Genomic DNA, 12,112 nt, shown 5'->3' with positions numbered 1-12,112 from the left:
TCAGGTTTTGTTCTACAACCGGAGTTTATACTTCAGGAAGGTAATAATGAAAACAGAGGAATTACTTATAAAGCTGACTTCTTGATACTCAACAAGGACGGGACCTATGAAGTTGAAGATACTAAGGGATATGAAAGTCAGCAGTGGAAGAGGACGTATAAACAGTTTAAGTTAAGATATCCGGATGTTGATTTGAAGGTGCTAAAGGAGGTATAAGATCTGTGTTAATGAAGGAATTCTACAGGCAGGTTATTTTAAAGATTGAAAAGCAAATTAAAGATGCTGAATCAAATGGAGATTTTAAAAATGTTGCTGCTCTTATGAAAGAAAAGAATGAATGGAATAAGAGAGCTGAGCAGGATGGATTGGAGTGAAAAGATAATTATGAGAAGGTGTTTGAAATGGGAGGATTTAAAACTAGAGTGATGGGGTTGCCTTACTGGAGCTTTAAACAAAAACTAAGGTTAATAAAAAAGTTTGAAAAAGATTATTGTATCGAGGACCTTGAGAGGGATAAAGTGAGTGGAATTTTGTATATGGAGAAAAGAAGAAAAAATCTAAAATTCAAAATATAATTTATCTTATCTACAGCTCTACAGCAATAAATGGGTTTAGGAGGGAACACAGTGCTTAATAATGATATATTTAAAAAAATTGAAGGGAAACTGTATAGATATTTCAGAGATTTAAGTGAAATTGATATTCTTGAAGAAGAGTGCAGGAGCCTGCAGGGGCAAGCTGAGGATATAAAGTGGGATATAGAACACTGTAATGTAAATGTGATCCCAGACAGCCACATGAGTCCAAGTTTTAGTGAAAGAGTGCAGACAAGTCCAACTGGTGAAAGCATGGTAGAAAAGGGTGTTATAAGAGAAATTGAGAAGCTTGAAGATGAATTTAAATATGTCATGAGGCAGATTCGAAGAAATAGATTTAAAATAAGACAGCTTAAAAGAAATACGGCCAGACTTAAAAAGGTACTAACCGTCCCTCCTATGTCTGAAGAAATGGTGAAATTCATCATATTTAAATATAAGATGAATAAGAGTGTAGATTGGATAGCCAATGAAATGTATGGTGGTGTTAGAAGCACTGCTTACAGAAGACGTGAAGAAATACTTGAGTATATTGTGAAGTGGATAAATATACATGATGATATATAACTTTAATTATTTTCAATTTAATAATAATTCACTTGACTAATTTTAAATATATGGTATGATTACTATATATTTTATTATAAGAAGGTGAACCTATTTTGAATATGAATATTCCTGGAAATGCAAGAATTCTTAATTCAATAAATTTGAGAGAAGCATATCAAAATGATACTATAGCTGTTCAACAAAGATTTTCATTTTTAGGGGATAATGTGACATCATATGATTTAACTAGTAATGTAAATCAACAATTAGATGACATGATAGGAGAAATACAAAGGGAAGCTAGGTTGTGTGTAAATATTTTATTTGAAGAGAATAATGACTTGTTAACTTCAATATCAGGGAATATAGCAAATTATAATCTTGAAATTAGAAAATCATATAATTGGGATAAATTTATTATACCTACAGTGGAAGAAATTACGGATACTGATACTATTACTAATGAATATGATGAGAATAAACCACCAATTGATTTAAAAATTAGAAAAGAAAAATTAAAATATAAGAAAACAGACAATATTGTTGGTGAAAAAGGAAAAGATACTAAAAAGTATAAAAATGACGGCAGAGATTAAAAATAGTTGTACTTGGGAGGCTAGCATGAAAAATGTTAAATGGTAATAAACAGAATTTAGTTAAAAAAATAAGTAGAGAGTTTAATGGATCAAGGCTTAAGTCTGCTAGAAAATATAGAGGGAAAACCATAAAAGATTTAGCCGAAGATATAGGTATATCAAAACAGGCTATTTCCCAATTTGAAAATGGAAAATCAACTCCATCATTTGAAACATTAATAAAAATTATAGATAAGCTTAAATTTCCAAGGGAATATTTTTATGAAAAAGATAAAGTAAATATACATTTAGGAAACACTTATTTTAGGGCATCAAGTAGAATGACAAAAAAAGAAGAGAATATTCAAAAAGAAAAAACCAAATTAATAGGAAAAATTTTTAATTTTCTAGATGAATATATAGAATTTCCTAAATTGAATTTGCCTGACTTTAAGGAAGATATGGAGATAGAAGATATAGCTATGAAAGTTAGAAATTATTGGGGGTTAGGTGAAGAGCCTATTAAAGATATTGTATATCTTCTTGAGAAAAATGGGATAATAATTACTTCTATGAATACTAATACTGATACTATAGATGCCTATAGTCAACAACAGAACATAAATGGAGAAAAATACTTTATAGTAGTATTAGGAAATGATAAATACTCAGCAGTAAGAAGACAATTTAGTTTGGCACATGAGCTTGGACACATAATAATGCATGATGGATTTTTGGATATAGATGATCTAACTAGAGAAGAAATAAGAAATATGGAAAATGAAGCTCATGCTTTTGCATCAGCATTTCTTTTGCCTAAAGATGGGTTTTCAAAAGATGTAAGTATGTACCCTACAGATTTAAACTACTACAAGCAGTTAAAGAAAAAATGGAGGACTTCAATTTCTGCTATGCTAGTCAGAGCAAATCATTTAGGAATACTCACTAACAGTTCATATCAGGTTGCAATGAAAAAAATGAGTAAACTTGGATGGAGAAAGCGTGAGCCGTTAGATGATACATTAATTATGAGTAAACCAACTGTTCTCAATAGGGCAGTAGATATTTTAATGGATAATGATATTTTGGATGCCAAAGGAATATTATCGGAAATGTCTAATATGGGATTAACATTGAATCCAGAAGAAATTGAGGAGCTATTGGGCTTAAAAAAAGGAAAACTACAAATTAATGAAAATATTGATATGAAAGTTATAGAGATGGGACTAAAAAATATTAATCAATTTAGTTATAAATAAAAAATTATGACACAAAGATAGGATAGATTTGAAACAAAGATGAAACAAAGTTGGGATAAAAACTGCTTTTCACTATGATATTATATTATTGTAAACAGAGTAGGAGCGATACAAATGAAGGTAGGAAAAGATTTTAGAGAAAAATTTAAGTGGAAAAATCAAGGAGAGGCGAGAACCTCTCTTTTTTGATATAGAAAAACTTATGCAGCATGATGATTATAAGAGAATTGGGCGAAGGGTAAAGCAGATAAGGTGGTTGGTAGAAAGAAGAATTTAGTCCTTTAATAGTGTAAAAAAAGTAGTACAGATATTTCTGAAATAAAACAAGATATAATTGAAGCAGGAGGAAGAGATATAAGTGAATGGGAAGGTGGGATAAGTTATCATTCTGACTCAACTGCGTCAAGAGCAATTAAACTTACTAGATAAGATTTAATTGAGGGACAAAAAATGGCTTAAAGTTATTTGAAAAAATATTTTGATGAGTTTGGGGAAAGACATATTTGCTTAGAATTGCATATAGAAAAAACAACCTACTATCGTTGGAGAGAAGAAATTATCATGTATGCTACATTATTAGCAGCTCAAGAAGGTTTTATAAGATTTTAATTATTTAAAACTTTTAGAGTAAGTTATATTATACAATGGAAGCTTAGAGTATAATTTTAGTGAGCAAAGATAGTAATAATTAATGATAAAAAAGGAGATACAAAAAACATCTCTTTTGTACATAATATATCTATTATAATATAAGTTAGCGAAATTATATAGAAATGGGTGATATTAATATATAATTTAAGTTTAAAGCATAATGACATAATTTTCAATAACTTAGAGAAAAAATAAAATTGCCCACTTTAACTTGACACAAACGTATGTTACAATAAATTTTAATAAATTGAGGTGATGTTATGAAAAAAAATCTGCTTGTTACACCTGTACTAAAGTGGGCTGGTGGAAAGCGACAATTATTGCGCGATATTATAAAACATATACCAGAGAAATATTCTACTTATTATGAGCCTTTTTTAGGGGGTGGTGCTGTTTTATTTGAATTACAGCCCAACAAAGCTGTAGTCAATGATATAAATGGAGAATTAATAAATGTATATCTTATGATTCGTGATCATGTAGAAGAATTAATTGAAGACTTAAAAAAATATAAAAATGAAGATGAATATTTTTATAAAATAAGAGAATTAGATAGAGATAAAAATAAATATAATCAATTAAGTAATGTTAAAAAAGCTTCCAGAATAATTTACCTTAATAAAACTTGTTATAACGGATTATTCAGAGTTAATTCACAAGGGCAATTTAATGTCCCGTTTGGTAGATATAAAAATCCTAATATTGTCAATGCGACTATATTAAGGGCAGCAAGTAATTATTTTAATAAAGCCAAAATAACTTTTAAATGTGGAGATTTTGAGGATGCAGTTAAAGGAGCTAGGAAGGGTAGTTTCATTTATTTTGATCCACCATATGATCCAGTAAGTGATACAAGTAGTTTTACTGGTTATGATATAGGCGGTTTTGATAAAGAGGAACAAATAAGGCTCAAAAAATTATGTGATAAATTAAATCAAAGAGGTGTAAAATTTTTACTTTCAAATTCAGCAACCGATTTTATATTAGATCTATATAGGGATTATAATATTACAATAGTTAAGGCTAATAGAGCAATTAATTCACAAGGTAACAAAAGAGGAAAAGTTGATGAGGTGCTGGTGAAAAATTATGAGCAATACTAAAAATGATGCTGCATGGGAGATGATTTTTAAAAAATATAAGATATTAGAAAAAATAGACAAATATGGGGTATTCGAAATAACTTCGACTCAAATTAATCAATTTAGAGAAGCAAGACTAATGACAAAATTTGATCATAGAAAGAATTTACCAAAAATATTTAAAAAACACAAACTATCAATTCTTCCAATTACTAGAGGAAGTTATTTAATCTCACAATTTGAAGCCTACAAAGATTTTGAAGAAAAAGAAACTAAAATAGTTAAAGTGCATTTTCCAAATTATATTGAAAGTATTGATTATGAAAATATAACAAGCGAATCAGCAGCTTTGAACTGTGCTTATGTTTCAGGTATACTTGTTGATTTTATAGAAGATGAAGAGATACTACCAACAGTTAGTGGACGAATGAGTTCTGATGTCTTTGATTTTTTTATTGATACATTTTCAGGTGATAATGTTCGAATTAAGGTTAATAATTCTCAGATTGAAATTGATGGAGGATATGAAGGGATAGAAACTCTTTCATTAATAGAAGCTAAAAATTCTTTGTCTGATGATTTTTTAATACGACAATTATATTATCCTTACAGGTTATGGATAAATAAGGTTATTAAAAAAGTTAAGCCTTTATTTTTAACATATTCAAATGGTATATTTACTTTTTATGAATATGAGTTTCAAGATCCTAATAATTATAATTCTTTAGTTTTGGTTAAACAAAAAAAATACAGTATCGAAGAAACAAAAATTAATCTTGAAGACATATTGGAAGTTTTAAAAAATACAAAAATTATAAAAGAACCTGAAATTCCTTTTCCACAAGCAGATTTATTTAAAAGAGTAGTTAATTTATGCGAACTTTTAAATAAATCAGAATTAACTAAAGATGAAATAACAGCTAATTATGATTTTGATTCAAGGCAAACGAATTATTATACTGATGCATGTAGGTATTTAGGGTTAATAGATAAACGTAGAGAAGATGGAGAAATAATCTTTTCACTTACTGAAAAAGGGAAAAGATTATTTAAACTGAAATATAAGTCTAGACAACTAAAATTAGTAGAATTAATTTTATTACATAAAGCTTTTAGGGAAACTTTTAAGTTATGTATAAATCATGGAAAAATGCCTTCTAAACATGAAATTATAAAAATCATGGAAAATTGCAATTTGTTTAATATCAGATCTGACGATACATTTTATAGACGAGCTTCAACTATATCAGGATGGATAAACTGGATACTAGAATTAACTAGATTATAATTAGATAATCTTTAGGAATATTGGAAAAGTTTGATGGCAGAATAGGTAATAGTATAGCTTTTATGAAAGCCAGACCATACCTTATATCTGATTATGGTAAGAAGTGTTTAAAATTAATAGAAAATAGTTTTAATAATAAAGTAGAATGTTAGAAAAGAATTGTCAGCAGGTTTCTTTTTTAATTCAAAACAAACAAAGTATCTAGCAACGAGGTGGTGATAGTGAATGAGCCAAGAGCACCTGATTTAAAAGAACAGGCGAAATATGATTATTTAAATGGCATGAAATACAAGGAATTAGCTGAGAAATATAGTGTAAGTTTAAATACAGTAAAATCGTGGGTAAAAAGATATGGATGGTCCAAATTAAAAAAACAGAAGGGTGCACACCAAAAGAAAAAGGGTGCACCCTATAATAATAAAAATGCAGTTGGTCATGGAGCACCACCTAAAAATAAGAATGCTGAAAAACATGGATTCTTTTCAAAATATCTTCCTGAAGAAACAATAAATATTATTCAGGAAATCAATGAGAAGGGCCCATTAGATGTTTTATGGGAGAATATACAGATACAATATGCAGCAATAATAAGAGCTCAACAGATAATGTATGTAAAAGACAAAAAAGACAAGACAGTAGAAAAAGTAGAAGAAAAAAGAGGAAAACTAAAAGGTGAAAGATGGGAAGTGCAGCAAGCATGGGATAAACAGGCCACATTTCTTCAGGCTCAATCTAGGGCAATGAAAACTCTTGAGAGTATGATTAAGCAGTATGACGAACTACTCAAAGGTAGTCTTGCTACAGAGGAACAGAAATTGAGGATTGAAAAACTCAGAGCTGAGGTTAGTAAGGTTAAGAGTAGTGATGATGGAAAACATATAGAAATTATGATAAAGAGAAAAAGTAGTGATTGATAATGCTTGTAGAAAAAGAAGTAAATCCACGCTTTGAAGATTTTATTTTCAATTGGAACTATAAATTCTATTTTTTAGTTGGTGGTTATGGATCATCTAAGAGTTATCATGTTGCCTTGAAACTGATATTGAAACTTTTGCAGGAAAAGAGAACGGCACTTGTAATAAGAGAAGTATTTGATACTATAAGAGATAGCTGCTATTCTCTTTTAGAAGAAATAGTAACAGATATGGAACTTGATACTAAAATAAAGTTTACAGCTTCTCCAATGCAGGTTAAATTTCCTAATGGTTCAAAGATAATATTTAAGGGTATGGATAAACCTTCAAAGTTGAAATCTATAAATAATGTTTCTATAGTATGGATAGAAGAATGTTCAGAGGTTAAATATGCAGGATTCAAAGAACTTTTAGGACGTTTGAGGCATCCAAGTTTGTCACTACATATGATACTTTCAACTAACCCTGTCAGCAAGGATAATTGGACGTATAAATATTTCTTTAAAAATGAAAAGAAGAAAATATTTATTCTTGACGATGAAGAACTTTATAAAAAAGGAATAGTTATAAGGAATAACACATATTATCATCACTCAACTGCTGATGATAATTTATTTTTACCTAAAAGCTATACAGAACAACTTGATGAGTTAAAAACTTATGATCCTGATTTATATAGAATAGCTAGAAAAGGTAGATTTGGTATAAATGGCAGGAGAGTACTTCCACAGTTTGAAGTTGCATCACATTATGAAGTACTTCAAGCTATAGGTAATATAACAAATCCAATTAAAAGAGTTGGTATGGATTTTGGATTCGAGAAATCCTATAACGCTCTTATAAGAATGTGTATTGATGATGACAATAAAATTCTTTATATTTACTGGGAGTATTATAAAAATCATATGACAGATGATAAAACTGCTGTTGAGATAGCTGAGTTTAAAGATACTCAAGAGCTCATTTATGCAGATTCAGCAGAACCAAAGACAATAAAATATTATAAACAGCAGGGATTTAATATGCGTGGTGCTAAGAAATTTCAAGGTTCAAGGCTTCAAAATACTAAAAAAGTTAAGAGGTTTAAGAAGATAATATGCTCTGACAATTGTATCAATACCATAGAGGAACTAAGGGATTTAACCTATGCAGTAGACAAAAATGGAGAAATCATAGAGGATGAATTTAATATAGATCCACATACTTTTAGTGCTATCTGGTATGGACTTGATGGCTATGAGGTTGCTGATATTAAACAGAAAAAATATGCAGCTAGCGTATACAACAAAGGCAGAGGTCTTAAAAATAATGTTTACCACAGGAAGAAAGGAGATATTGTGTTCTGATGGATATTAAAGAACAGCTATTGAATCTCACAGATCCGCAGCTTAAAGAGAGAAAGCAGTGTAAAAACGATTATTTTTATTACAAAGGTAAATGCCAGGATGAACAGTTGGCAATAAGTGATCCTGATATTATAGGCCAATCATGGATTGTGGACGATAATCTTGATTATGTACCAGCACAGGACATAAGAAATAAAGTTGGACCACTGCTTCGGAAACAGGCAAGATTTATGTTTAGTGTGCCTCCTGACATTCTATTCAAGCCTTATGACTCGAAAGACAAAGATAAATGTGAAAAACTAAGACAGTTTATAAATAAAATATTTACTGATAATGGTTTCTGGAGCGATACTCTAAAGGCTTTTTTAGATTGCACTGTTAGAAGAAGAGTACTTCTTAGGATTGAGGCTAATCCTGAACAGCCAATAAATATTTTTTACAATTCTATAAATGATTTTACCTATAAGACTACATCCAGCAATTATAAGAAATTACAAGAAATTATCCTTGTAGTTCAGGAGCCGGATACAGCAGATCTTGAGCAAGATAAACAAGTGTGGTACAGGCATACTTATAGTTTAGAAAACAATACATGCATACATCAAATAGAAACATTCACTGGTGGAAATTTTGACAAGCCAGTATCTACAGATAAAGTGGATACAAAACTTGGTAAGCTTCCAGCGTGGGTAATACTTAATGATGCAATGCTTGGTGATATACATGGACAGAGTGATGTTACTGGCCTTCGGGATGCACAAAATAGCTACAATAGAAAAGTATCTGATTATGCGGATGCACTGAGATTTAATATGTTTGGTGAACGTGTAATTATAGATGCTGACGAAAATAGCGTTAACAGCTGTAAGATTGCTCCAGGAGCAATAATGCCACTGCGAAGTATAGATGAGGACCATACAGCAGATGCAAAAAGACTTGAAAGTTCATTTACTTCTGCAGATCCTGTTGAAAAATTTCTTGACAGGGCAGAAAAAGATATGTATGAGATGCTGGATATGCCCAGGCAGGAGGATTTAAACAATGTTCCAAGTGCTAAAGCTTTAAAATATCTATACAATGATTTGATAGCAAGGTGTAATGAAAAATGGAGCACATGGGAACCTGTAATCAAAGATTTGATAAGGCTCATTATTGAGTGTTGCAGTAAATTTAACTGCTATAAAGACTGGAATCATGAATGGGATAATTTGGAGTTCAATATTGTATTTAATCATAAGTTTCCTATTCCAGAAGATATGGATGACAAGAAGAACCTTGCCATGGAAGAAGTTCAAGCAAACGTAAGAAGTCATAAGTCGTATATTAAAGATTTTTCTAATACCGAAGATGCAGATGGTGAGATGGATGAAATAATCAAAGAAATAGCTGATATTACTGCAGCTGAAAATGATCAAATGCAGACAGTTCAGGATGGTAACTTAGATGAATGAGTATCAGAAGTTAATTAAAAAAGCCAGAGAAAACAGAGATAAGCTTACAAGGAAGCAGTTTAAACAAATCAGAGATTTATATAAAGAAGCTGCTAAAGACATGAAAGTCAAAGCAAATAAGGCTAAAAAAGGAAGTTTGACGAAAAGGTGGGCTGAAGACTATAGGAAAGCCTTGAAGTCTCAAATAAAACAGATAAATAAAACCCTATTTAAACAGACTTTAGAAAATATCTTAAGAAGTGCAAATATAGCAACAGGTATTCAACTTGATTTCTTTAATCTCATAGATAAAAAATACAAACTCAATATGAGTAAATCATTTACGAATATGTTTTCCAATGTTCCCAATGATGCAGTAGAAGAACTGGTTAAAGGTAGCATATACAAAGATGGCAGAGGGCTTTCTAAGAGAATATGGTTTACTGGAAATAAGGTAAATGGTGATATAGACAAAATAATTCAGAAGGGTATAGCTGAAAAGAAAAGTGCTGTTGAGTTAGCAAAAGATTTAGAGACATATGTAAATCCAGATGCAAAGAAAGATTGGAACTGGAAAAAGGTTTATCCAGGCACTTCAAAAACAGTAGACTATAGTGCTCAAAGGCTTGCAAGAACTTCAATAAGTCATGCTTATACTTTAGCATTGCTTAGAAGTTGTGAAAGGAATCCATTTATAACTAAGGTTAGGTGGCATAGTTCATTTATAATAGGCAGGACATGCACCTTATGCAAAGATAGAGATGGAAGAGAATATTTACTTGCAGATTGTCCACTGGATCATCCTAATGGATTATGCTATCAAGAACCTTTACTTGACGACAGTTTGGAGAATATAGGATCAAGGCTTAATAATTGGGTCAAGGGTGGTAATGATTCATATCTAGACGATTGGTACCATAAATATGGTGGCTATTTCAGTAATAATAATGGATATATAAATATAGAAAACAACAAAAAGAGTAATTCTAAAAATCATGATACAAAAGGCCAAAATAATGGTAAAATAGATTTAAAAGGTAATTATAATCCTAAATATGCACAAAAACTCATTGATATGTATATATTCTTTATTGATAACGGATTTGATGTTTCAGAACATGCTTTAAATAAAATAATGGGAAGGATTAGACAGGGAAGAATCGAAAATAAAGAACAAATATTAGATACATTAAATAGAGATTTTAATTATATAGAGCCTAATGGAACATATGTTAAGGTATATAATGGAATATCAGCACATTTTGATAAAGATACTGGCAAGATAATAACTATAACACCAAGAAATAAAATTCCTGATGATTGGGAGGAAATAGATAATGACTAGTGAAGTAGTTAGTCTTATAGATATAATAAATGAATATATCAATAATAAGCTTAATGTTGAACAGTTTATTGCTCTTTATCAGGATAGATATGAGAATATTCAAGAAAAATTAAGTGGAGCCGAATTGAATAACCTTGATAAAGTATATATGAGCTGTGAAATGTTTGAACCAGACATTAGTATTGCTGAAACAGATAAAAATTTAATTAATGAATTTGAACTTAGAAAAAGAGTTAAGAAGTATAGTTCATTGCTTCAATAAAAGTACTTACCAAGTAAATATGGTAGGTACTTTTATTATTTAGGAGGTATTCATGAAAAGTTTAAATAAATCCTTTAAAGAAAAAGAGGTAATATGTGATTGTTGTGGAAACACATTTAAAATTAAAAAGCTTAAAACAAAGTGGATAAATGATAATGTCCAAAAAATTTATTTTACCTGTCCTTATTGCAAACAGGAATATACTACTTTTTATACAGATGAGAGAATAAGAAAAAATCAAAAAGAGATAGAAAAGTTACAGAAGAAATATGATGAAATAGTTAAGGAAAACAGAGAAATAATGCAAGAGCTTAGAGAAAAATATGAGGCATAGAAATATGTCTTTTTATTTTATAAAAAAATTAGGAGGTTAAACAAAAATGCCAAAGTTAAATGAGATTATAGGAGAAGATGCTTTTAAAGCACTTCCAGAATCAACTAGAAATAAATATAAAGACATTGATTTTGTAGATAAGACAGGGTATGTTGAAAAATCTGAACTGGATACAGCTAATAATTCTATTAAGGAGTATAAAAAACAGTTAAAGGATAGAGACAAGCAGTTGGAAACTTTAAAAGAGAAGGCTAAGGGTAATGAACAACTTACGGCTGAGATTGAAAAGCTAAAGGAAGAAAATAGGAATGTTGCCAAAGAGTATGAAGCTAAAATTGAAAAATTAAATTTTGATACTAAGCTTGATAAAGCGCTTACAAATGCGAAAGCTAAAAATCCTAAAACCGTTAAAGCTCTTTTAAATTTAGAAAACTTGAAGTTGGATGGTGAGGATATTATAGGCTTGAAAGAACAACTTGAA

Annotated in this window: 16 protein-coding genes; all 16 read left to right on the top strand. The window is 30.0% G+C overall.

From position 1 onward, the window contains the following. Positions 1-216 (top strand): DUF1064 domain-containing protein (locus ACFWTK_RS13095; protein WP_415876395.1); only part of this gene is annotated, 216 nt, incomplete at its 5' end. 5 nt (positions 217-221) lie between these two features. Continuing rightward, the gene (locus tag ACFWTK_RS13090) at positions 222-374 is read left to right on the top strand and encodes a hypothetical protein (RefSeq protein WP_415876394.1); all 153 of its coding nucleotides are present in this window, start codon (positions 222-224) and stop codon (positions 372-374) included. 27 nt (positions 375-401) lie between these two features. After that, entirely contained in the window at positions 402-575 is a 174-nt protein-coding gene (locus ACFWTK_RS13085; RefSeq protein WP_415876393.1) for a hypothetical protein, read from the top strand. Positions 576-626: 51 nt separating this feature from the next. Next, a complete protein-coding gene (locus tag ACFWTK_RS13080) occupies positions 627-1,163 on the top strand; it encodes a transcriptional regulator (RefSeq protein ID WP_415876392.1) in 537 nt (178 codons plus the stop codon). A 101-nt stretch (positions 1,164-1,264) separates the two neighbouring features. After that, the gene (locus ACFWTK_RS13075; protein WP_415876396.1) at positions 1,265-1,741 is read left to right on the top strand and encodes a DUF5986 family protein; all 477 of its coding nucleotides are present in this window, start codon (positions 1,265-1,267) and stop codon (positions 1,739-1,741) included. Positions 1,742-1,773: 32 nt separating this feature from the next. Continuing rightward, on the top strand, positions 1,774-2,979 hold the full coding sequence (locus tag ACFWTK_RS13070; RefSeq protein WP_415876391.1) for a helix-turn-helix domain-containing protein: 1,206 nt from the start codon (positions 1,774-1,776) through the stop codon (positions 2,977-2,979). 911 nt (positions 2,980-3,890) lie between these two features. After that, positions 3,891-4,733, top strand: a complete 843-nt coding sequence (locus tag ACFWTK_RS13065) for a DNA adenine methylase (RefSeq protein ID WP_415876390.1) — start codon at positions 3,891-3,893, stop codon at positions 4,731-4,733. Next, complete coding sequence (locus ACFWTK_RS13060; RefSeq protein WP_415876389.1) at positions 4,720-6,000, top strand: type II restriction enzyme; 1,281 nt, start codon at positions 4,720-4,722, stop codon at positions 5,998-6,000. The genes ACFWTK_RS13065 and ACFWTK_RS13060 overlap by 14 nt, the downstream gene beginning before the upstream one ends. A gap of 20 nt (positions 6,001-6,020) precedes the next feature. Beyond that, positions 6,021-6,152, top strand: a complete 132-nt coding sequence (locus ACFWTK_RS13055; RefSeq protein WP_415876388.1) for a hypothetical protein — start codon at positions 6,021-6,023, stop codon at positions 6,150-6,152. A gap of 69 nt (positions 6,153-6,221) precedes the next feature. Next, a complete protein-coding gene (gene terS / locus ACFWTK_RS13050) occupies positions 6,222-6,914 on the top strand; it encodes a phage terminase small subunit (RefSeq protein ID WP_415876387.1) in 693 nt (230 codons plus the stop codon). Between the two features lie 2 nt (positions 6,915-6,916). Beyond that, a complete protein-coding gene (locus tag ACFWTK_RS13045; protein ID WP_415876386.1) occupies positions 6,917-8,260 on the top strand; it encodes a PBSX family phage terminase large subunit in 1,344 nt (447 codons plus the stop codon). After that, on the top strand, positions 8,260-9,711 hold the full coding sequence (locus ACFWTK_RS13040; RefSeq protein WP_415876385.1) for a phage portal protein: 1,452 nt from the start codon (positions 8,260-8,262) through the stop codon (positions 9,709-9,711). Before ACFWTK_RS13045 ends, ACFWTK_RS13040 begins: the two co-directional genes overlap by 1 nt. Next, positions 9,704-11,035 carry a hypothetical protein gene (locus tag ACFWTK_RS13035; RefSeq protein ID WP_415876384.1) on the top strand — a complete coding sequence of 444 codons (1,332 nt, stop codon included), beginning with the start codon at positions 9,704-9,706 and terminating at the stop codon, positions 11,033-11,035. Before ACFWTK_RS13040 ends, ACFWTK_RS13035 begins: the two co-directional genes overlap by 8 nt. After that, positions 11,028-11,297 (top strand): colicin immunity domain-containing protein, encoded by a 270-nt coding sequence (locus ACFWTK_RS13030; protein ID WP_415876383.1) that lies wholly within the window; start codon positions 11,028-11,030, stop codon positions 11,295-11,297. Before ACFWTK_RS13035 ends, ACFWTK_RS13030 begins: the two co-directional genes overlap by 8 nt. 52 nt (positions 11,298-11,349) lie before the next feature. Then, a complete protein-coding gene (locus ACFWTK_RS13025; RefSeq protein ID WP_415876382.1) occupies positions 11,350-11,631 on the top strand; it encodes a hypothetical protein in 282 nt (93 codons plus the stop codon). A gap of 46 nt (positions 11,632-11,677) precedes the next feature. Continuing rightward, positions 11,678-12,112, top strand: a 435-nt coding sequence (locus ACFWTK_RS13020) for a phage scaffolding protein (RefSeq protein WP_415876381.1), incomplete at its 3' end; no start/stop codon positions are given.

Source organism: Clostridium sp., assembly GCF_047777555.1.
Classification (GTDB): Bacteria; Bacillota; Clostridia; order Clostridiales; family Clostridiaceae; genus Clostridium_H.
This window is presented reverse-complemented; position numbering and strand designations above follow the sequence as displayed.